Source organism: Rodentibacter genomosp. 1, assembly GCF_001999285.1.
Lineage (GTDB): Bacteria > Pseudomonadota > Gammaproteobacteria > Enterobacterales > Pasteurellaceae > Rodentibacter.
Genome location: NZ_MLHN01000008.1, coordinates 190,247 through 214,532, shown reverse-complemented (window position 1 = coordinate 214,532; position 24,286 = coordinate 190,247). Strand labels below are relative to the sequence as shown.

Below are 24,286 nucleotides of genomic sequence, written 5' to 3'. Positions count from 1 at the left end.
CTTGAATTTGAATATTCCCATTCAGTGAACCCAAGGTGCTACGGGCATCCGATTGCGTCCAACCTTCGCTTTCTAAATGATGTTTTTCCGATTTAGAACCAAAGGTGAGACCGCCGCCACCGGTGAATACTCCCGAGGTTTTCTTCGTTTCTTTATGAATATGGCGGAAATGATTTGTGTCTGCGGCAATATCTGCATTCCTACCGGCTTGGATAACCAAGTCATTTTCCGCTATCGCCTGCAACCCTTTGCCTTTCACATCACGACCTGCCGCAAGGATTATCTCCTTGCCACTCAATTGACTGCCTCGTTTTGTCTCCGATTGGTGTTTATCAAAACTCGTTTTCGTCACTTTTGCCAAACTGCCACTTTTCGTTTTGTGGAACTCTTCAAAATCATGACTCACCTTCGCACCATTTAGCACTAGGTCGTTTTCTGCAAGAGCGGTAAGTTTCGCCTCACTTTCTAGTTCAGCCCCTTGCGAATAAATATTTTGGGCTGCCAAACTCACATCACCACCGCCTTTAATTCGGCTGATTTCCACCCCCTCTTTACCTTCGTGACGATAATGGTTGCCTCCACCCATCTTTTCATCATAACCCACCGAAAGTGCGGTCAAATTGAGATTATTTTTTGAGGAAAGAGTGGTTTGCCCCTTACCGTCATTAATAATATCCGCTCCGCCAAGGTTGATGTTATTCGCTTGGATTTGCAGCGTGCCATTCTCCCCTTTCACGTGAAGTAAACCTTTTCGACTAATTCGGGTGTCACGACGTTGATAGCCATCGACATTGACTGAAGTGGTATGCGTTTGGCTTGAGTGATTAAAATTGCCCGTCACGTTAAGCAAGATGGCTTTATCCGCTTCAAGCGTGCCACCAAGGTTATCTATATCTCCCTGAACATTCCCCACCACGGCGCCACCGCTAATCTTGCCACTGTTGCGAATGCTTTCACTATCAAACTGCACAATCTCCCGTCCGGCGACTGTGCCGTTATTAATAAACTCTCCGCCTTTGTGGCTAACTCGATTTGCTGAAAGCAAGCTTCCATTGCCCGTGATATCGTCTTTTTTCGCTACAGCATACACTTTCGGCACGATAACACTTTCAACCTTGCCATTCGGTAAGGTCACTTGTTCTGTTTCCAACCACACAATATCTGAGGTCAGGCTCGCCACTTGACTTGGGGAAAGCGCAATGCCCGGACGTAAATTGAATTTTTGTGCAAAGGTCACACCGGCATTCATCAAGCCTCGATATTGGCTATCAAAATCCCGGTAATCGCCCACAAAGTTTCTGCCTGTTAAACGGTTAATTTGTTCTCTTACCAAACGTTGCTCATAAAAGCCGTCACCCAGCCGTTTTTGCATTTGGCTCGGCTCATAACGTAATGCATTGAACATATAATCCGAACTTAACCACCGTTTTTGGTTGGTAAAATCCGGATCTGTTTCAATAAGGACTCGATTATTCGGATTTGCATTGACCCGATATAATACATTGTGTGGTATCACTAAATTCGGGCGGATACTACGGACTTCTTGGTTTTCATTTAAGCTAATTCGCTCAAGCGGACGCACCGTTGAATCTGTTGGATTCGTACCGGGTAAAGACTGGAAGCCCTCCAATCGCCCATTCAAGGTTTTGGATTCAACTAATTGACCTTTGCCTGACCAAGCCGACAATTTATCCACCTGACGGGTATCGCCACCTAATTGGGTAAAATGTGCAGACTCCCCTGAACCTAATGTGCCAAGTGCCAGATTGCCAGCCGAAGAAAGCCCTTCACTTTTTACCTTAACCTGAGTTAAATCCAATTGATGGGCTGTGCTATTTTTCAACTCATCTTCTGTTTGCTTATTGGCTACATAATCCCCATTTTCTACAACCTGGAAGATATTCATATCAAATGGCGTTTCGATAATTCTCTCATACCTCTCCTGTGAGTCCCATTTACGTTCGTGATAACGTTTAAACCCACCACGCCATCTCTCATAGGTGTAAACATGGTTACCGCTATCGGTCACTCGGTGCAGCCCTCTTTCATCAATATTTTGAATCTTATTTTCTAACGACAGTTTTTCTCCTGCAATGACGACACTGCGATCGTTGATAAAGGATTGGTTATGCACCTCAATATCGCCCCCTGCAAGAATCTGTCCCGGTAGGGTCTTCAACACGTGACTTTCATCTGTGCGGCGATTTGTAAGACGGATTTGCCAGAAATTTTTATAATCCCGTTCCTTCAAGGAGCCTAAACGTGCTTTATTGTGGCTGGCAATCCCCTTATCCACTGCTGCCAAGCTCGCACGATATTTGTATTCCCAATCCTCCAGCGGTTTAATATTTTGAACATAATAGTTCCACTTGATGAGTTGTTTGTCGTACTCCTCTCGATTTCCCCACCACCATGACGGATAAACCGGGCGTTTAAATTTAAATTCACCGCTATCAATGCCCTCAAACCACTCACTTTCTTTATACCAAGGTTGTTTGGCAAGTTCATCAAAAGGAAACTCGGGTTGGGACTCTTGTGGTGCCGGGACGTTAAAATACGCCCAAATCGGGCTGTCTATTCCATATTGCCCTTCCGGTATATAACGGCAAACCGGATTGCCTGCCGCATATTCGCAAACCATTTCATTACGCTCTGCCAATGGAGTATCCGCTGTAATCACATCTCCGGGTTTTAATAATACCGGTGCTGCACCGTCACTTTTATAGACCAATTTCCCGGCACGGCTCCAACCCGCCCAACGAAGTAAGCCCATTGAAATATGCGGATCATCAAGATTAATCTTGGATTTATCGCCATTTAATGGGTTGCTATAATCGGTTTTCAGCTTCCCGTCTGCCATCCTCTCTTTCGGCACAATATAGGTTTCATTGAGTTTGTCTTGAGCATTTAACAGCGTGATGTTATTCGGCGCTTGACCCGTTTTAACATGCTCAACCATAAAATGGGTATTGTTATTATAGATTTGATTGACGCCCAGTTTAATGTTGCCTTCGGATTCAATCACACTACTGTTATTACGTAACACCTCTGCCTTACCTTCCACTTGATTATTAGCATTTAATGTTCGTCCAAAACGCATTTCCCCTACACTGAATAATGTCGCCCCTACCTGATGATCAGACAAATAATGCGCCGTGTTATTTTCAATTTCACGGGCAGCAATATCTAGATCACCTCTTGCTGCGATGACAGCCGATTTAATTTCATTGCCGTAATTTTTATCACTGTTTTCAATCCTATCCGCTTGAAGGGCAATATGATCACCATAAATTCTGCCTTTGCCTGTATTAATGAGTTGCCCCCCTGCCTTCACTAGGGTGGTTGCTTGATCATCAACACTCACGCCGTTAATCAAGCCTTCATTAAGCACCTCCCCTTTTGCGCTTAGTCGGGTGTTGGCACTACTGATTCGTCCATCAACACGGTTGGTAATGTGATTGGCATCTAAAGTGACACTGTCATCGGCATAAAGGTGATGTTGATTAATCAGATTGCCGGCGGTAGTAATCCGTAAGTTTCGCTCTGCATTAATCGAATTGGCCGTCACAAAATCTTTTTGTTGTGTGATGGCAACATCTTGCCCTTCAATATGCCCGTTGGTCGTGACTTCATCGGCTAGAATGGATAAGGATCGTTCCGCTTGTAACCGTCCACTTTGGTTATCAATACGAAGATTTTTCCCCTCAAGAGAAACCGAACCACCGGTCACTTCCCCTTGGCGGTTATCTAAGGTTTGTTGAACAAATAAATCGCTTTGCCCACGACTGTGAATTTTTCCTTGGTGGTTATCAACCACTTGAGCAGCAAGGGTCAATGAGGAGGCTAAAATCCCCTGAGTCATCTTCTCCTCTGTTGATTTTGTTTGGCTATTATTAAGCGTCACCGTATTCAGGATAAGTTCATTACCACTTTCAATAAAGGATCCCGAATTTGCTACTTTCTGGTTATTAATCCCTGTTGTGGCATTTAAGACTAATTTATCTTGAGTCCGAATCTCACCGCCACGATTATCAACTTGGTTGGCGTGAATAAGGGTTTCCCCCATACCGTAAATTTTGCCGCTTTGTTGGTTATCAATCAGCCCTTTAATACCAATATTGCCTTGTTTTTCTACATAAATCTTGCCTTGCTGATTAAGAAGTGCGGCACTTTCAATATTTAAATTCTCTTTGCCAATCACTTCACCTTGATGATTATTCAAGTTTTGTTGTAATTTCAGATTAAGCAAGCCTTGCTCGTTATACACCACACCTTGATGATTATTTAGTCCATCTGCCGTGATGGTGGCTTGCCCTTTTGCCGTGAGATAACCCAAGGTATTATTGATATGTTGAATTGAGGAAATGGCTAAATCGCCAGCTATCGCTCGCACTTGTCCTTTATGGTTGTTTAACCCTTGAGTTTGTATATCTAGTTTTTCTCCGGCTTTTACTTGCCCCTCATCATTATTCATCTTGTCACGGGTTTGAATCTTGAGTTGATGTTCCCCTTGAAGCAATCCTGCCTGATTATCAATTTCCTGAGCATTCACCGTGGCAGACACACTGCTGATTCGCCCTCTGATATTACGAATAGCCTCACTCACTGTCAGGTTTTGAGACGCAAGTGAAGACAAGACGCCGGAATCATTATGAATTGATTTGGCATTAAGGATTTGATTTTTTTGGCTCAATAAATAACCGTTTTGATTGAAAAAATCTTGTGTCGTTAAGGCGATCTCCCCCAAGGAAATGATCCCTTTGTTTTGCCCCTGAGTCTGCTGATTATTAAGGTGACCTTGGTGGGTATCAATCACCATATTTTGACGGCTTTGAATGAATCCTTGCTGATTATCCAACTCACCGCTGTTAATGGTCAGATTTGCCCCGGCACTTAATTTCCCAAGCCGGTTGGTTAAGTTTTGCTGCTTGGTATGAACTTCAAGATTGCCTTGCTCAGCAATGAGATTTGCTTCACTGTTATTAAATTGACCACTGCGAATGATCCCATTATTTTTAGCAATAATGTCACTTCCTTGATTATCAAATTGACCTGATGCTGTGACATTAACATTCTCACCGATAATTTGACTGTGATTGGTCGAAAGCACCTCACCACTCACCGTCATATTCAGTGATTGTGCAGATTGCACCACACCATTTTGTTGATAAAGATTTGAAAGATTCGCATTAAGATACGTGTTGGCTTCAATCACCCCCTCATCATTATTCACCGTACCGGCATTTAAACCGAGGTGGGCACCGGTAGCAATCACCCCCTGTTGATTATGTAGGGAAGATGAACCTATTTGAATATCGCCTTGTTTTACAGATTGGAGATAACCTTGTCGGTTATTTAACTCGCCTGAGGCAATGGTTAAATCTTGTTGGCTAATAATCTGCCCCAACCCATTATTTAAATGCTGTTGGTGCGTATTAAGCCGGATCCCTTTCTGACCTTGTATCAACCCTTGTTGATTATCCAACATACCGCTCTCTAAGCCGATTTGTTGCCCGGCAACGATTTTTCCTTGCAGATTATTTAAATGATATTGTCGGGTATTAAGGGTGACATTGCCACGCTCTGCCAATAATAAGCCACGTTGATTATTCAACGCCTGACTCGTTATGGTGAGATTTTGTGTTGTTGATATTTCACTGTTCGCATTAGTGAGTTTGCCTTTAACAGTTAATGTGGCATTGTCCGCAACAATAAGACTCTTCTCGGTTGAATTAACTTCCCCCGCATTTAATACTAATTCCCCGGCACCGACTTTTCCCGCCTTTTGTGTAAAGAGATCACTGACAGCCAAGACGACGTTTTTTACCCCTGAAATCATCCCTTCCGTATTATCAATACGTTGTGTATGCAACAATAAATCATCACGGTTTTGTAAAATTCCAAAACGATTGACTAATTCAGAGATATTCAGTTGAGAGGATTTTGCCGAGAGGGTTCCCTGCGTATTATCTAATTTATCGGCATAGATAGTTAAATTGCCTTGGCTCAAAATACCCTGATACTCACCTTGAGTCTGTTGATTGTTTAACTTCTGATTGTGAGTATCAATCCGAATATCCTGTTGGGAATAAATTGATCCATCTTGGTTTTTTAACTCGCCGGAATCTAATTCAATATGCCCTTTTGCGGTAATATACCCTTGGTGATTATTGAGTTGATGTTGTTGCGTGTTAATCTTGATATTTCCGGCAACACTATTGATGGTACCTAAGGTATTAATTAAGGCTTGGCTTTGAATCGTTAAATCATTGCGCGTATTTAAACGGCTTTGTTGGTGATTAAACTTACCTAAAACTTGAATATTGGCAAGATCTGCCGCGATCAGGCTGTTATCTGTACTATTGAGACTTCCAGCATTAAGCATGAGCGCATTTGCCCCCAGTTGTCCCCCTGTTTGAGTAAAGTTTTTCTCAACTGAGATTGTGGCTGTTGATTTTGCCGACATCACACCGTCATGATTTTGAATGGATTGTGCAACAAGATTTAAAGCTTGATTGGTTCTCATCAAACCTTGAGTATTATTCACCTCCATCGCCTTAATCTGCTGATCCCCGCCACTCACTATTCGCCCTTGTTGGTTACCCAAATCTGCGGCGTCAATCTCCAACTCACCTAAGGTCACAATCCCTTTATCTTGGCTATCGGTTAACGTTTGTTGATTGGATAAATATCCGCCTTGCGTATTCAGGCGGATGCCTTGCGGTGATTGAATCAAACCGCCGTCATTGATAAGTTCACCGGAGGTCAATGACAATGCTTGGTTTGAAGCAAGCACGCCATCGGTCGAATCGACCTTATTTTTACCAACATCAATGGTGAGTTTTCCGGCGGCGATAAAACGTCCTTGTCGATTATCAATACCTTGAGTATGAACACTCAAATCCCCTTGTGTTTTAAAGGTACCGCCTTGATTTTGTAGCTTATCTGCCGTATTAATCGAAAATAAGTCCGTGCCGGTTTGCTCCCAAATCGAATTTTTCGTATTAAGTGAATACTGTTGTGTAGAAATCTTATCCGCTTTTAGGTAACTGTTTTGGGTTCGAAGTGCGGTAGGGGTTTTAAGTGTTAAATCACGTTGTGCAATGAGATGCGCATTATTAGCCTCTATCGCCCCATGACCGGCGTTAACCTTAATTGAATAAGCTGAAATTTGACTATGATCTAAGTTTGCTTCCGAACTACCGATTTTGAGATTACCCGAAGCAATATTTTTGCCTTGTAATGCCGTTTTACCTGTTGTGTCAACAGTAATATTTTTACCCTGTACAGAGAAGTTTTCCAGTGCGCGTTTCTCCCCTTCTGCCGTATCTTTTACCTCCACACCCGCTGCGATAAGTGAGTGGGTTGAAGCGCTGACATCGGCAGCATGGTAGTGAATATTCCCTTTTGCAATGGATTCACCTTGTTGGCTAATGCCCCGATTGGCAGTTTTATGAATATTACCTGAGCGGGCAACAATCGCCCCATCTTGTTTAATATTCGATTTGCTATTAAGTGTGATATCTCCCTGACGGTTTTCAATCTTACCTGTGTTTTCAATACCTTGTGTACCTGTAAGCTGAACCGCTTTATTCGCATTTAACGTACCGCTATTGACAATTCGACCTTGGCTGTCAATCTTGAGCGTTTCAGCATTCGCACCAATATGCCCGGCATTGTGTACACCGACACCTTGTTCAGTACCAATTAAATGGATCTTTCCTGCATACATTCCCCCTAATTGCCCTACATCAATCGCAACTTTCGGCTTAGATTCTTGAGCGGTTGCTTGGTTTGTATGAATAATTTGCAAATCTTCCGCTTTATCCGTACGCTTCACCGTATTTTTACCGGTGACCACCTTCATTTCTTTTTTTGACCAAACGCCGGCATTGAGTTGGGTTTCTCGTGCAATAATCTCCGTATAATCCACCCGACTGTTATCTAAGCCTTTACCGGATACACTTACTTTACCTTTTTCTACCACGAAACTTTCCAAATTGCCGTTTTGGATTTGTGGTTTGCCGGTCGTCAGTGTCGCACGATCGGAATTAATCACCCCGCAACCGTCACAATGAATGCCTGATGGATTAGCAATGATGACATCGGCTTTTTTACCCGCCACTTCCACATAGCCTTTCAGCACGGAAGGATCCGATGAATTGACTTCATTTAAAATCACTTTTGCCTCACCACGGGCAAGGTAAGGGTTACCTTGCACCCAGCCGCCTTGTTGGGTCTGAACATTGGTTCGGCTGTTGTTTAGAATGGCGCCTTTAGTATCCACATCAAATTTACTGTATTTATTATGGGATAACCCTTTATCATTCGGCGTTTGGATATTGACCTGAGGTAACCCGTTTGCCGTTTGTAACACGATAGGTTGATGATTTTTTGATGCACTTTGGTCTGCACGGATAATTAAGGCCTCTGCAAGGGAAGGCGTTGAAAAGGTCACAAAACCAAAAGCACAAAATAAGGCAAATACGGTTGGGTTCAATGAAAACACCGTATTTTTTAACCGCACTTTGTCGGTATTTGGCGCTGATGGTGATTTATCCGCACTTTTCGCCAATTCCGATGTGACAACCAAACATTGTAAGGTTTTACTGAAAATGACACGGAAACACTTTTTATTCATTTTTAAATCCTTATTTCAAAATCTTTTATTCAAATCTCTCCCTCTGTAAACATCGGGAGAAAAGCGCTATTAAAAACTATAACCCAGATTAAAACCGGCTACGGTATGGGAGGTTTTAAAACCGGTTGGTTTGCTGATTGGTTTGCCGACAAAAACATCATAGTAAAAACCTTTCCCACCGCCTTTTAACCCAATGGCACTCCCAATAAGATGATGTCCTAATTGGGATTGGGTCGACCACCCCATCACCCGTCCGCCATCAAGAGCCAAATAAAGTTGTTGTCCTTTACCCTTCACATTCCAAGCAAATTCATTACGCCATAACCAGCCTCGTTCACCGGCAAGTGTCAGTTCACCATCAAAACCCCTTACGGTATAACGTCCGCCAATACTGAAACGATCTTGAGCAATTAAAGGCGTTTTGTTCCATTGTGCACGCCAAGCAGTTTGATATTGCCAAGATTGCTTACCCAGCATAAAAGGTTGAGTAAAATTAATATCGGCAAAAATTATTTCAGGACGGGATGTCCCTTCTCCCCAAAGCTCCTCCGGTGCGGATAATGCGCCCCTTACACCGGTTCCCCGTTTATAGCTAGCTGATAATTCAAGAACCGCATCACCCATATATTCTTTATGAGAAAGTCCTGCCTCCCAACCCGCCATACGACGTTTTTGTACATCAATCTCTGAGCCATCCACATAGTTACCGGATTGACGAGACCAAAAGCCACCAAAAACAGAGGTCTTACGCTTACTGTCCCGATAAACTAAATAAGATAGTGTCGCCTTTGTTGTGTTACTTTTTCCCGAATAAAGATAGTTATTATCGAACGCACCAAACACTTCTTGACGATAACGGTTATAAGTTTGTGATGCCGATAACGTCCAATAACCGAAAGGGATAGAATAATAGAAGGTTAAATTTTTACTGGCACGGTTACCTTTTTCATCATTGTGAGTTTTTAAACTATGTGTAAAAGAGGTATAAAAAAGATCGTTAGCAGAAAAAAGATTATCAATGGACAAGGTACCGCTTGCTTGATATTTCCCCGTTGATTTTGAACCGGCGTCATCCAAACTTAAATTAAGTCTAAAAGGCAAGGTTTGTTGATAACTGATTTTAATATCGCTGACACCTATCTCGGTCTCGCTAGGTAATAACTCAATGTTTGCTTCTGCTGTCGGCACCCTTTTAAGATTTTCAAGGGATTGCTCCATATCCCTTACATTCAAAAGATCACCTTTTGCAAAAGTGAAACCTGTTAAGGCACTTAAACGGGTAAAACGTGAAATATCACCACTATCCTCAACGAGAATATTCCCGACTTTACCGGGAATAATCGTCAACACTAATGAACCACCTTTCAGATCTTGCTCTTGTGTGACAACACGTGTCGTCACGTATCCTTTTTCAATAATTCGATTTTGAATTTGTTTCATCAAAACCCCAAGTCCTTCTCCCCCAAAACAATGTGGGAGGGTGAGTTTTAAATCATCAGAGGCTTGATTTAATGCCCATTGGAATTGGCTCTTAGAAGAGGAATGTTCCGCTGAATAATCAATCAATGCAATATGATGAATCGGGTAACAAAGGGTTTCTTTATCGGATAGGGACAATTTTTCGTCATTTGTCGTCTCTAAACGAACATCAGCCTGAGATTGTAGGGTTTTCTCTTGCTCCTTCTGATTTTGCTGTTGACGCTGTTGTTGAAGTGCATCCATTTGGTTTAAGCGGGAAAAATTTTCCGGTGGTTGGTTAGCGAAAACACATAATGGTGTCGTTGAGAATAATGTAATGGTATAAAGTTTGTTAAATACTGTTTTCATACTTTGATTAAATGATTGAATTTATTCGTTTAATTGCACGCAAGGCAATTGTTTATTAATGTTTATACCGCAATGAGCGAGTCACGGCAATCCCATCAACATATATACAATGTTTTTTGGCTGTGCGTTCAATTTGGTTTCCATATAATCCGACAAATTTCAAACAAAAATCGACCGCACTTGAAAACAGACTGTCTATTTTACAGCCCAATCCTTTCTTTAATTAGATCCGCAAACATTCCGATACTCACGGCAAAATAATTAGATTTATTCCAGTCTAAAATCGTGCGGAAATTATTTGATACTAAAAATGCTCTCCCTACCTGTTTATCCGGACGGACAAGCCAAAGATCCGTATGGGAAAGTGCGGTCAATTTTGATTGTTCTTGTGCGCTGAAACTTAACGGCATCACACCTTGAGCTTGCCAATCACGCAAAGAACGGGCTTTATTTTTCTCAATACCGGAAAGGGATAAATCAATGGGTTGGGTTAACGTCACTTCGATACCCCAAGGCAATTTATCGTCCCAACCTACGGTATGTAAATAATTTGCAATGGAAGCAAAAGCATCAAATTGATTTGTCCAAATATCCTTTCTCCCATCGCCGTTACCATCAGCCGCATAATTTAAGAAAGCACTTGGCATAAATTGGGTTTGCCCCATTGCGCCCGCCCACGATCCCAACATTCGGGCACGTTGAATATGATCTCGATCCAACATTTTCATCGCATTGATAAATTCTTTGCTAAACAAGGCTTCACGTCTGCCATCAAAGGCAAGAGTCGCCAAGGCAGATAACACATCATAACGTCCTTGGTAATGTCCGAAACTGCTTTCCATTCCCCATAATGCAAGGATATATTCTTGTTGTACGCCATAACGCTGACTTGCCCGTTGAAGCGGTACTTGGACTTCCCAATAACGATCCTCCGCCACATTCACTTTATTATTGGTCAGTACTTTATTGAGGTAATTGGTTGTACCATTTGGATTTAGCACTGGCGGTTGGTTTGGATCACGTTTGACGGTTCTTCCTGCCTGCGCCCGATCTAACGCCACCGCTTTTTCTATATAACGAATATTATTTTGTGCATTTAACGTCGCTGGAGAAACCCCTTCCGTTACCGCTTTGCCTTTTAAAAATTGTACATAATCATTAAAATTATTCTGTGTACGGGGTTTGGAATAAACCGCATCACGGCTCACCGCAGGAATATTTGCTGATACTGTTTGACTGACACTGGAACATCCCATAATTAAGCAGGATAAAAGTGCGGTCGATAATAACGAGATTTTTTTCATTTGCTTTCCTTTTAACATTATTTTCTTAAAAATTGATTATAAGCCGCTTTTAATAAGGCAGTTGGCAATAAACGGGAGCCTGATCGCAATACAAAAATAAAAAAACCTGAGGCGAAATCCTGAATACCTAAACGATATTTTAATTTAAATAACCGCCATTCTGCTTTAGCCTGATTTAAACCACGCCGCCGCCCAACCATTCCATTGCCTACCCGAGCATAAACCAAAATATCCGGTAAATTTGCCACGGCTTGACCTTGTGCCACAAGTTTAATCCATAAATAATAATCCTCTTGCAGATCCTCATACCCCCCACAATTTATCACCACACTTTTTTGATATGCCACCGTCATATGGTTAAAAGGGCAACGTTTTTGCGTAAATTTCACAATATCCTCTGCTTCTGTCGGCACACGGCGGTAAGCCACAATATCATTGACATTCTCACCAAACTCGGCAATTTGTCCGCCAAAAATAATGGTATCGGGGTGTTGTTCAATAAATGTCACTTGTTTAGCAAAACGTTCCGGCACGCAAATATCATCCGTATCCATACGGAAAACCCACTGATGACTGCAATGTTTCAACCCTTCATTTAAGGCATTTCCCAGTCCTCGATTTTGCGGTAATTTCACTAATTTTAACGGTAACTGTTTTTCAAATTCGGAAACCACTGTTTCCAGTTCCTCAGTAACCTCACCATCAAATACTAAAACGATTTCATCCGCCTGATGGGTTTGAGCGGCTAGACTTTCAAAACATTCCCGTAAAAATCGCGGATTTTCTTTAATATATAAAGACATTAAAACTGAAAATTTCATGACTATCCTTTCTATTACATAAATCGTTTCAAATTCAGTGCCAGTTTCGGCGAAATCAGCACAACCATTGCAATCACGAATTGTTTAATACTTTTGGTTTGTTTAAAAATATCAAAATAATAATACGCCGCCTTGCGTGATAAGTTCATGATATGTGGATAAGCCAAAATATAGCTGGCGTTAATATTGAAATTATGTGCCTGCTCTTGTGTTTCCACATAATGCTCACGAATGTAATCAATGGCTTTTTCTGTATTGGTGGTATCCGTTGAGACACTGGCACGTTTGGTGTGAAAAGTACAAAAGGTCAATGGCTCACTCAGCATATAAGGCTTGAAATCAGGCTCTTTGATCACTTTTAAGAGGAAATCATAGTCTTCCAAAGAGCGAAGTGCGGTTGATAATCCGCCTATTTTTAAGAAAAGATCTTTCTTGACCGCTACCATCGGCATACCGCCAATTTTGTTGGCAAGTAAAATCCGTTCCACACTAATTTCTTGTGGTGGGATCGGTTTGGTTACATAGGTAAAACCTTCGTTCACCATTTCGCATTTTGCAGGGTGGTAAATAAAATTAATATCAGGATGTTTGTTAATCACCTCTGCCAATCGCTCACATTTATTCTCAGCAAAACGATCATCATCATCCAAAAATAACAACCATTCTCCCAATGCGGCTCTCGCACCGATATTTCGACTTTCCGCCGCCCCCTGATTGGTTTCATTACGAATCACTGTTACTTTAAAGGGATAAGATTTCTCCACCACAACTGGCTCTTTCGAGTAATCATCAACAATCACCACCTCAAATGCTTTATGGGTTTGCTCCCCTAAACTTTCCAATAAAACAGGAATTTCCGATTTTCGGTTGTAAGACGGCACAATGATACTAAACATTTTTTCCCTCTTTCTCTAAGAAAATGCGTTGTTTGCCATGAGTGCCAAATAACGACAAAAACATCAACATCACAAACATAATGCCTGGAAAGGCGAAGGTGTCGGCTTTGATATTGCAGGCGGTAAGAATCACAAAAGCGGAAAGAATAAATTTCCAACTGCCATCAAACCAATTCAGGGCGACTTTACGGACAAAATAAAAGGTGGCAAAAAAACAAACCAGTGCGTAAGCTATGCCACCGTATAAAATTTGGCGTAAAAAACCGGAATCCGTACTACCGTAATAACGCCCTGTCTCTAACTGCCCTGTCATATACATACCATCACCACTGATAAATTGTTTCAAAGTCGGCATAAATAAATGATTTTTGACTAAAGTATCGGTGGAAGAACTCACAAAACCGACGCCGTGCAACAAATTAATGATCGGCTCTAGCGCATGAGCGACATAAGGATTTTTGGGTGCAAAATAAGCCAATCCCAGCACCAATAGCAAAAATGCAATCAACGATGGGACATATCGCCATTTAAAATACACGGCTATACTCACTACGGAAAGCAACAAAAAGGTTCTACCGGAAATCAACCCGATACAGAGCATCAAAAATATAAAAACACTCGGAATACTGCTATGTTTTGCGTTATACGCTAATAAAAAATGGAACAGCATTAAGTAAAATAAACTCAGTTGGAAAAAGGCTGTCGCCGTGATGTTATACAGGCGGTATTCCTGTTCCGAACCATAAAATCTTGCCGGTAACACCGCATTGGTTGAAAGCAAAAAATCCACCAAAAATGACACACCAAACAAGGCTAATATGCCAAATACAAATTGCACCACAACCCCGATTTGTAAATCACGCACAAGCAGCTGTTGCCCATTGGGTATCACATAGAAAACGTTATAAAACCCAATACCGAAAATAAATAAAATCAGTGATTTCACATACATAGTCACCACTGAAAAATCCCTTGTGCCATTTATCAGTAGCGGAATCACACTCAATAAAATTAGCCCTAACAATACAGCTAAACTATCCATTGGCACCACAATGCCTTGCGTGTTTTTTTTCTTTATATAGCGATAAAACAACACGCCCAAAGCAAGCAAGCCAACCACAAAAGACATACGCACCACATGGAAAAACCACGGATCATAGATATAGAAAAGATTAAAAAGTGCGGTCATTTATTTTCCTAAATTTTTCTGAATCGCCATTATTTTTTTCAGCGGATATTTCATCAATTTTTTCGCAAGATTATTGGCTTGAGAACCTCGAATCGCCTCAAGATTGCTGACTAATTTTGGATTTTCGATCACCATCAGCGGACGAACCACTTGATTCAGCAAGGCAAATCTCGTTTCAAATAATAAAAAGTCATCAGCAAGCCAAAAAGGTTTGCCTTGTTCAAGCAGTTTGAGAAAAACACGGGCGGCGGATTTTTTGATTAAATATCCTACCGTACCGGCAAAATAGCTTTTATAGGGATAGGCATAAGACACCGCCCCTGCTTTGTGGCACAAAAATGAAAAGGTTGTCGGATAATTAATTTCCAACTCTGTATCATTAAATTGAGCAATTTTGGATTGCCCGATAAGCACAATCGGCATGGCATTATTTTGGTTTAAAAGTGCGGTCAAATTTTGTTGGAAATTTGGCGCCAACAAAGCATCATCTTCGCACACTAAGGCGTAATCATCGTCTGCCACCGATTCATCTTCCACGATTAAACGATACACAGCAAGATGACTCAGCGTACAACCAATTTCACCTTTCGTCACTTTACGCCCGTAACGCTGCTCAAATTGAGCCAAATCAAACGGCTGCGCCAATTCTTCCCATTCCCGTTGCATGGTATTAATGGCGGGAAAGACACAAAAATCTGCCGTATCGGGTTGCGAAAAGAAAAGCACACGACGTTGCTCATCTTTATCTAGGGAAATCAAATATTTATTCATCATTCTCTCAACTAAAATTATGGTATCTATTCGATTAGAAATAGTTGCATAAAAGATTGCTGATTATACTAAAGAAATCTATAATTCCCCACCAATTTTAAGGCGAGAATCAGTCACCATGTCGAATAAAACCATTGCGAAAAATACCCTGTTTCTTTATATCCGAATGCTCTTTAATATGGGCGCAATGCTTTATATTTCACGTGTGGTATTACGTGTGCTGGGCGTGGAAGATTTCGGGATTTATAACATAGTCATGGGCGTGGTGATTTTGTTTTCGTTTTTTAACGGTACGATGACGGCAACCACCCAACGTTTTATTAATGTGGAAAAAGCCTCCAATGACTCAAGCCGTGTCAATATTATTTTTAATATCAGTATCTTAAATCATCTCTTTATTATGCTTATCGTGGCAGTGCTGGCGGAAACCGTGGGGCTTTGGTTTTTAAACCATAAACTCAATATTCCGACAGAAAGAATGCACGCGGCCAATATTGTCTATCAAATTGCTCTTCTCATTGCCCTGATTGAAATTATTAAAGTGCCTTTCAATGCCATGATTGTCGCCCATGAGCGAATGTCATTTTATGCTTGGCTGGGCTTGAGTGAGACAGCATTTAAACTCTCTGCTATCTTTATTTTAATGCAGATTGAACAATACGATAAATTAATCAGTTATAGCCTATTATTACTTGGGGTGAGCCTGCTCGTATTTATGCTTTATGTTAATTTTACCCGCCGCACTTTTTACAGTGAAACCCGTTTTCGTTTTTACAAGGATTTTAGCAAAACAAAGGAAATGGCAAGTTTTTCCGGTTGGATGTTACTCGGGCAAACGGCTTATGTCGCCTCAACACAAGGCTTAAATATGGTCATCAACCTGTTTTTTGGGGTCACCGTCAATGCCGCCGTAGGCATTGCTACCCAAGTGGATACCGCGATTTATAGCTTTGTGAATAACTTTCAAGTGGCATTTAACCCACAACTTGTGCAATCTTATGCGGCAAAAGATTACGAACGCAATAAAAAGCTTATTCTCGGCACATCAAAATATTCCTTTTATCTCATTGCGATTTTATCTGCACCGGTACTTTATTTTCCCCACACGTTGCTTACCTTCTGGTTAGGTGATCATTTACCGATATATGTGCAACAATTAGTACAAATTACCCTGTTATGCTCGCTGATTAGTGCCATGGCGGGATCATTTTGGATGACGGCGTTGGCTATCGGCACAAACAAAATTAAGCAATACAACATTGTCATTGCCATCATTGATCTTTGTACCGTGCCACTCGCCTATTATTTATTTACCCTCGGTTATAACCCAATCTATGCTTTTATCGGCAGATTTTCCACCGCACTTTTCATGCAAATCTACCGTTTCTATTTCATTAACAAAAAAATTCAATTTAACCGAAAAGAATTTGTCACATATTTACTTAATATCGGCATCGTATTTTCTTTCTTAATCGGGCTGATTTATCTGTCGGATACACAACGTCTTTATACTTTCGCTGAATTTATCGTTCATTCCATCTTATTAGAATTTGGACTAATTTCAGTGATTTTATTAATCGGTTTAAATCGTACAGAAAAAGCCTTCTTGTTTGGCTATATTTTGAAAAAGGTAAAAAAATGAATTCAACATTAGTTTCTCTAAAGCAGCAACTCGATCCCATTGCGGATTTAATCAAAGATAAAAATGACGTGTTTTACTTTGATTATCCGTTACATTTAAATGTGGGTGATTTATTGATCTATCACGGCACAGAACAATTTTTTAAAGATCACCATATCCATGTGACATTAAAACGTTGTGAGTTTGATATAGATATTAATGAAGTAAAACAAAAGATTACCCCAAATACCACTATTTTGTTACACGGTGGGGGTAACTTTGGCGATCTCTATCCACAACATCAAAAAATTCGTGAGGCAATGGTTCAGCATTTCCCCAATAATCGCATCATTGTCTTGCCACAAACGCTGTATTTTAAAGATCAAAAAAATCTCGAAAAATCAGCCGCACTTTTCAATCAACACGCGGATTGTTACTTACTTGCCCGTGATGAACGCACGGCGGAAAGTTTTAAACAATTTTCCTCAAATGTGACATTATCACCGGATATGGCACATCAGCTTTACGGCACATTGCCGACAAAACAAGGCAACAGCGGTAAACAACTTTATTTTTTACGCAAAGATATTGAAGCCAGTGACGTGGAAAAAAATATCCTTACCACCCTGCCGTCTCAGGCTAATGTGCAAGACTGGGAAGATATTCTCACCCGATTAGACAGTATCGTTTTGGCTCTTAGTTGGCGTATCAGTAAATTTGCCCATCAACAAAATTGGGGCTGGCTGAAAAATCTTTTTCATCAATTTTGGTTTGCTTACACCAAACGCATTGTGAATCGTGTCGCCAAGGTATTTTTACAAAATGATCAGGTAACCACCACCCGTTTACACGGCCATATTTTCTCCTGCTTACTGGAAATTCCAAACCGAGTATGCGATAACGCTTACGGGAAAAATTCCGGCTATGCCCATTTATGGACAAAAAATATTGATTTTGTGGAAATTGACAAAAAATGATAGAAATCAAAAAGCTCATCACCGCCATGATTCTGCCACCATTTAACATTTTGATTTTATGGCTGTTGGCATTGATATTGGAAAAATTCAATTTCAAAAAATTAAGCCGAATTTTGACCGCTCTTGGGCTCGCTCTACTTTATATATTGAGCATTCCCTTCACGGCACAAACCTTGAAAGACAGCTTAATTACGGAAGACAATTTAACACTCAACGACTACCAAAATGCACAAGCCATTGTGTTATTGGGGGGCGGATTGCGGGATAGCAACGAGCTTTATGCGCCGCTTGCTTCCACTGCCATTCAGCTTGAACGCTTACGCTATGCGGCGTATTTACAAAAAGAAACAGACTTACCGCTTCTCATTACAGGTAGAAGCCCGACGGGTGCAATTGAGGCGAAAATTGCCGCAGAAGAATTACAAAACTTCTTTCATATCCCCACAAAATGGGTTGAGCCGAATGCCTTAACCACCAAGGAAAATACCTTGTTTACCAAAAAAATATTGGAAAAAGAGCATATCAATAAAATTATTCTGGTGACCAATGAATGGCATATGCAGCGGGCAAGGCTACTTTTCCAACAACAGGGATTTGAGGTATTGCCGGCGAGTGTCGGCGAAGGGATTACGCCTAAAGAATACGAATTAACTATGATGCATTTTGTTCCTCAAGGGGGAGCGATTGCAAAAAATATGCAGCTATTAAAAGAATGGATCGGCTATTGGAAGGAAAAATAATTTCTAATATTGAAGGTTTATAGCGGTTCTGTTTTTTATAATTCAAATAAGCCTGATCCATATCCGATAACATCTGATATGGATCAGGCGATGATTTATCAAGTTTTTTATCCTTTTACCCCACCTGCGGTTAAGCCTCCCACAAGCCATCGTTGGGCAATCAAGAAGACTGCGGTGATTGGAATAGCAGATAATACTGCAGCTGCGGCAAAATCCCCCCAAAGGTAATTTTGGGCATAAAGATATTGCTGCATTCCCACTGCTAGCGTGTAACTGTTGACATCACGTAAGAGTAATGAAGCAACAGGGACTTCTGTAATAGCTGCAATGAATGAAAGAATGAAAACAACCGCTAAAATTGGAACAGATAACGGCAATAAAATTAAACGGAATGCCTGCCAAGGTGTCGCCCCATCTAGAGCAGCAGCTTCTTCTAAGGAACCATCAATGGTTTCAAAATAGCCTTTGATCGTCCAAACGTGCAAAGCAATTCCACCTAAGTAGGCAAAGATAGCACCTGCGTGGGTGTTTAACCCGAGAAACGGAACATATTGCCCCAAGCGATCAAATAAAGCATAGAGAGCAACAAGTGACAACACGGCAGGGAACATTTGAAAAATTAGCATTCCCTGTAAGAGTGTTTTTTTCCCTTTAAATTTCATTCTGGCAAAGGCATAGGCACAGGTTGTAGAAAGCGTGACAATACCTACGGCTGTAATTGTGGCAACCTTGACCGAATTCCATAACCATAGTAGCACTGGGAATGGTGGTGGGGTAACAGAACCGTCAGAATGAACCACATCAAACCCCAAGGCAAGCTTCCAATGTTCCCAAGAAATTTCGCGAGGAATAATATCGCCCAGTGCTAAATTTCCCGGACGTAGCGAAATACCAATAACCATTAATAATGGAAACATAATGAGTGAAATGAATAGGATTAATGCAGCGTGCGTTGCCCACAGGCGATAACGCATAGATTTTGGTTGTACAATAGCCATAATAATCCTCCTAATCTAATTTCATTTTCGTTGCTTTGATATTTAATAATGCTAACCCGCCCACTAATAGGAAAATAAGGGTCGCAATGGCTGCGGCAAGCCCAAAATCTTGCGTTCCGCTACCTTCAAACGCAATGCGATAGGTATAACTAACCAATAGATCGGTGTAACCTGCCGGTGTGGTTGTGCCAATCATATCCGGACGACCATTAGTCAATAACTGAATCAATACAAAGTTATTAAAGTTAAAGGCAAAACTTGCAATCATTAGCGGTGTTAATGGTTTTAGTAACAATGGGAAAGTAATTTTGGTAAAATTTTGCCAAGTTGATGCACCGTCCATTGCGGAGGCTTCATACAGATCTTGAGGAATAGCTTTGAGTAGCCCCATACATAGGATCATCATATAAGGGTAGCCCAACCAAGTATTTACAATGAGAATCATAATTTTGGCGAGTAAGGGATCATTAAACCATTCGGGTCTGATACCAAAGAGATTATTGAGAATCATATTGATCTCACCAAAACTTTGGTTAAATAATCCTTTGAAAACCAAAATGGAAATAAATGCAGGTACAGCATAAGGTAAAATCAGTAATAAGCGATAAATACTTTTACCCCGTAATGCTTCCCATTGCACAATACAAGCCAAAACCATACCAATGATAACGGTAAATACAACCGTTAATACAGAAAATATAATTGTCCAAATAAAGATTTGTATGAATGGCTTTTGAATCCCCTCATCGGTAAAAATTTTAATAAAATTATGAAAACCCGTAGTCACAGTATAACCCGGCTCAAGAGTTTCATTTTCCCAGTTTCCATTCCCATCAATAGCTTGAAAGAAACCTTTGTCATCGTTAGCACGATAACGTTTCATTGTTTCATTATTGGTTAAAATCTGCGTATTTTCATCATAGGTATAACGCATTTTTTGCTCTGAAAATTGACGTAATGAACTCATTGTCAATTCGCTTCCATCAGGCAATATGACCACCATAGCTTGTAATGCAGAACGATTTTGTGCTACCACTTTTAAGGGTGAACTTTCCCCCTCTGGGGCGGCTTTTTCTCTTACATTTACCGGCGTGTCAGTCAATAAAATATTATCAGAGACAAAAAATTGATCGGTATTTTTATTATGCAAAACCAATTGAAAACGTTCATCCGACTGTGGATATAATTTGAAATCATATTTGCTGCCGGAAAAATAATGTTGCTGTGTCAACACATTAAGCGCACGTTCAAAAGAAAGCTGATTTGTTCCGCTATAATTAGTAAAAGCGATGGCAATCGTGGCAACAAGCGGGAACAAAATGAAAATCACCATTCCCATCATTCCGGGAAAAACATATCGCCAAGCATAGACTTTTTGGCTACTAAAAATATAGATACCAGACGTGAGGATCACTAGGGTTAAAAGTGCAAATAAATATTCGCCACGAGAATACATCAGCATAACCAAATAAAAATCGATCAAGAGAACAGCACCAATCAATAGCATTTTTAATCGGTTAATAGAAAATTTCGATGGAGCGGAATCAATGTTTTTTAGCATAATACACCTCGAAATGCTGAGAAATTAACTATCACATTTAAGTGATACAAAAATGCGGACTTATTTTCCTTAAAACTGAATCTAAAATAGCATAAATTTTGACCGCACTTTTTTATATAGCCACAGACGGACTGGGCGGGTGAGATACCCGCCCGAAATAAGATTATTGTTTTTGAATTCTGGCTCTCGCATCATCTAATGCGGCTTTCACCTCTTGACGACCGGATACTGCGTTAGTAATCGCACTACGCTCTGCATACCAAAATGCCGTCATTTGTGGAATATTTGGCATAATTTCACCATTTTGTGCATTCACCATTGTCGCTGCAATTCGAGTATCTTTTGCTAATTGCTCTTGGTAGGATTTCAACGCTACCGCCCCCAGTGGTTTATCTGCATTGACGGTTGCCAAGCCTTCATTTGTCAATAAATAATTTTCTAAAAATTCTTTAGCAAAATCTTTATTCGGGCTTGCCGCATTCACCCCAGCGCTTAACACCCCAACAAATGGCTTAGAGGCTTGACCATTTAAAGTTGGAAGCACTGCCACGCCATAATTGATTTTACTTTTTTCAATATTTCCCCAAGCCCAAGGCCCGTTAATGGTTAATGCCGTTTCGCCTTTATTAAAACTTGCTTCTGCAACGGCATAATCCATATCAGCATTGATGACTTTAGTTTTAACCATATCGACAACAAACTGTAACCCTTTTTGTGAGCCTTCATTATTTACACCAATATCATTGGCATCATAACGTCCGTTAGCATATTTAAATGCATAACCGCCATTTGAGGCAACAACAGGCCAAGTAAAATAAGGCTCTGCCAAATTCCACATAATGGCGTTTTTACCCTCTTTTTTCAGTTTTTTATCTAACTCTAGAATATCTTCCCAAGATTTTGGGGCTTCAGGCGTTAAATCTTTATTATAAATAAGCGATAAGGCTTCAATTGCGACAGGATAGCCAATAATCTTGCCATTATAATTTTCCGCATCCCAAGCGAAATCGACAAATTTATCTTTAAATTCTTGGCTTGGTTGTAGTTCAGCCAATAAACCGGATTGAGCATAGCCGCCAAAACGATCGTGAGCCCAGAAAATAATATCCGGCCCATCACCGGTAGAAGCCACCTGTGGAAATTTTTCTTCTAATTTATCCGGATGTTCGACTAGAACAGATACCCCTGTATCGGCTTCAAATTTTTTACCGACCTCTGCAAGCCCGTTATACCCTTTGTCGCCATTAATCCAAATGACTAGCTTCCCCTCTGTCATCTTAGCCATAACAGACGAAGACAATACCAATCCTGCTACTGCCGTTAAGGTGAATTTCAATAATGTTTTACTCATAGTACGCTCCTTGAGAGTTTATCAATGATTAGGACGTTAACGTTTAAAGATAACCTTATGTCTTGTTTATTAAGATCAAATTATCAATAAATATTTCCCTTTGTTATCATCCCTTTATCTACGCCCCCCAGGAATTATCCTACAATATTTTTAATAATTTTTTGTTTTGTGAAACTGATCACAGTTTTAAAATTAAAAAATATGATCTCACTCAAAAAACGTACTAAAAAATGTATTTTATTTACCAATTTCACTGTAAAAAGAAAGAAGTCATACTTTTTTCTTCTAATCCTCGAAAAAATGATAAAAGGATGATTTTTTCTCTATTGAGATGAGCAATGATGTGTATCCAAAAAGAACAATTGATGTTAATGAGGTTTTGTTATGGCCAATGTATCACTGCGTAATGTCAATAAATCCTATGGGGATATCCACATTTCAAGAAATGTTAATTTAGAAATCAACGAAGGGGAATTTGTTGTTTTTGTTGGGCCTTCAGGTTGTGGTAAATCAACATTATTGAGAATGATTGCCGGCCTTGAAGATATTACAAGCGGAGATTTATTTATTGGCGATAAAAGAATGAATGATGTAGAGCCCGCAAAACGTGGAATTGGAATGGTTTTCCAATCTTATGCACTATATCCCCATTTGAACGTAGCGGATAATATGTCTTTTGGTTTGAAATTAGCCGGAGTCAGTAGGGAAGAGCGGGATCAACGCGTTAATCAAGTTGCCGAAGTATTACAATTAGCCCATTTGCTTGATCGTAAACCTAAGGCACTATCAGGTGGTCAACGTCAACGCGTAGCAATCGGTCGAACCCTAGTTTCACAGCCTGAAGTTTTCCTGTTAGACGAACCACTTTCAAATCTTGACGCTGGGCTACGCGTGCAAATGCGGGTTGAGATCTCCAAATTACATAAAAAATTAGGTCGTACGATGATTTATGTCACTCATGACCAAGTCGAAGCAATGACCCTAGCTGACAAAATTGTTGTCTTACAAGCCCTCGGAAATAATCCGCAAATTACTACCAATGTTGCCCAAGTCGGTAAACCATTAGAACTTTATCACTATCCGGCAAACCGTTTTGTTGCAGGTTTCATCGGCTCACCGAAAATGAATTTCTTACCGGTTCGTGTTACTGCCGTAGAAGCTGAGCGTGTTCAAGTGGAATTGCCGGATTCCAATCATCATAATTTCTGGATTCCGGTCGAAGGTGAAGGCGTCAATGAGGGCGAGATGTTATCTTTAGGCATTCGCCCGGAGCATGTCATTCCTGTTGTTCAGGCTGAAGTTCGCTTACGTGGTATTGTTCAAGTTGTCGAATTGTTAGGACACGAAACCCAAATCCACATTGAAATACCTGAAATTCATCAACCGATATTTGTTTATCGCCAAAATGATGTGGTGCTAGTTTCAGAAGGTGATGAAATTGAAATTGGTATTATGCCTGAACGTTGTCATTTATTTAAAGAGGACGGGAAAGCCTGTCGCCGTCTATTTAAAGAAATCGGTGTATAAAAATCTGTATGGTAATAAATCATACATGTTCACTTTATCCTAAATTAACCAATAACAAAGAG

General features: G+C 40.6%; 14 protein-coding genes. 4 read left to right on the top strand and 10 right to left on the bottom strand.

Annotation, left to right across the window (positions count from 1 at the left end; translation table 11 throughout):
• The 7 genes from BKK54_RS05125 to BKK54_RS05095 all read right to left on the bottom strand — a co-directional run.
• A partial coding sequence (locus tag BKK54_RS05125) for a filamentous hemagglutinin N-terminal domain-containing protein (protein ID WP_077542046.1) occupies nucleotides 1-8,641 on the bottom strand: 8,641 nt, incomplete at its 3' end.
• Nucleotides 8,642-8,710: 69 nt separating this feature from the next.
• Nucleotides 8,711-10,468 carry a ShlB/FhaC/HecB family hemolysin secretion/activation protein gene (locus tag BKK54_RS05120; RefSeq protein ID WP_077542045.1) on the bottom strand — a complete coding sequence of 586 codons (1,758 nt, stop codon included), beginning with the start codon at nucleotides 10,466-10,468 and terminating at the stop codon, nucleotides 8,711-8,713.
• Nucleotides 10,469-10,668: 200 nt separating this feature from the next.
• Entirely contained in the window at nucleotides 10,669-11,772 is a 1,104-nt protein-coding gene (locus BKK54_RS05115; RefSeq protein ID WP_077542056.1) for a lytic murein transglycosylase, read from the bottom strand.
• Between the two features lie 17 nt (nucleotides 11,773-11,789).
• The gene (locus BKK54_RS05110; protein ID WP_077542044.1) at nucleotides 11,790-12,593 is read right to left on the bottom strand and encodes a glycosyltransferase family 2 protein; all 804 of its coding nucleotides are present in this window, start codon (nucleotides 12,591-12,593) and stop codon (nucleotides 11,790-11,792) included.
• Between the two features lie 14 nt (nucleotides 12,594-12,607).
• Nucleotides 12,608-13,489, bottom strand: a complete 882-nt coding sequence (locus BKK54_RS05105; RefSeq protein WP_077542043.1) for a glycosyltransferase family 2 protein — start codon at nucleotides 13,487-13,489, stop codon at nucleotides 12,608-12,610.
• A complete protein-coding gene (locus BKK54_RS05100; RefSeq protein ID WP_077542042.1) occupies nucleotides 13,482-14,678 on the bottom strand; it encodes a hypothetical protein in 1,197 nt (398 codons plus the stop codon). Before BKK54_RS05100 ends, BKK54_RS05105 begins: the two co-directional genes overlap by 8 nt.
• On the bottom strand, nucleotides 14,679-15,452 hold the full coding sequence (locus BKK54_RS05095; protein ID WP_167366615.1) for a glycosyltransferase family 25 protein: 774 nt from the start codon (nucleotides 15,450-15,452) through the stop codon (nucleotides 14,679-14,681).
• 115 nt (nucleotides 15,453-15,567) lie between these two features.
• On the opposite strand from BKK54_RS05095, the gene BKK54_RS05090 reads away from it, so the two are divergent.
• The 3 genes from BKK54_RS05090 to BKK54_RS05080 are packed head-to-tail and all read left to right on the top strand — an operon-like array spanning nucleotide 15,568 to nucleotide 18,787.
• Nucleotides 15,568-17,091, top strand: a complete 1,524-nt coding sequence (locus BKK54_RS05090) for a lipopolysaccharide biosynthesis protein (RefSeq protein WP_077542040.1) — start codon at nucleotides 15,568-15,570, stop codon at nucleotides 17,089-17,091.
• Nucleotides 17,088-18,047, top strand: coding sequence for a polysaccharide pyruvyl transferase family protein (locus BKK54_RS05085; RefSeq protein WP_077542039.1), 960 nt, complete (start codon nucleotides 17,088-17,090; stop codon nucleotides 18,045-18,047). Before BKK54_RS05090 ends, BKK54_RS05085 begins: the two co-directional genes overlap by 4 nt.
• Nucleotides 18,044-18,787: a YdcF family protein gene (locus BKK54_RS05080; RefSeq protein WP_077542038.1), complete on the top strand. Its 744-nt coding sequence runs from the start codon at nucleotides 18,044-18,046 to the stop codon at nucleotides 18,785-18,787. Before BKK54_RS05085 ends, BKK54_RS05080 begins: the two co-directional genes overlap by 4 nt.
• A 107-nt stretch (nucleotides 18,788-18,894) precedes the next feature.
• Here BKK54_RS05080 and malG read toward each other — a convergent pair whose 3' ends face one another.
• The 3 genes from malG to malE all read right to left on the bottom strand — a co-directional run bounded on the left by malG (nucleotide 18,895) and on the right by malE (nucleotide 22,697).
• Nucleotides 18,895-19,785 (bottom strand): maltose ABC transporter permease MalG, encoded by an 891-nt coding sequence (malG, locus tag BKK54_RS05075; RefSeq protein WP_077542037.1) that lies wholly within the window; start codon nucleotides 19,783-19,785, stop codon nucleotides 18,895-18,897.
• Nucleotides 19,786-19,795: 10 nt separating this feature from the next.
• Nucleotides 19,796-21,346: a maltose ABC transporter permease MalF gene (gene malF / locus BKK54_RS05070; protein ID WP_077542036.1), complete on the bottom strand. Its 1,551-nt coding sequence runs from the start codon at nucleotides 21,344-21,346 to the stop codon at nucleotides 19,796-19,798.
• 163 nt (nucleotides 21,347-21,509) lie between these two features.
• Nucleotides 21,510-22,697 (bottom strand): maltose/maltodextrin ABC transporter substrate-binding protein MalE, encoded by a 1,188-nt coding sequence (malE, locus tag BKK54_RS05065; protein WP_077542035.1) that lies wholly within the window; start codon nucleotides 22,695-22,697, stop codon nucleotides 21,510-21,512.
• Between the two features lie 384 nt (nucleotides 22,698-23,081).
• On the opposite strand from malE, the gene malK reads away from it, so the two are divergent.
• Nucleotides 23,082-24,224, top strand: coding sequence for a maltose/maltodextrin ABC transporter ATP-binding protein MalK (gene malK, locus BKK54_RS05060; protein WP_077542034.1), 1,143 nt, complete (start codon nucleotides 23,082-23,084; stop codon nucleotides 24,222-24,224).
• Nucleotides 24,225-24,286 lie beyond the last annotated feature (62 nt).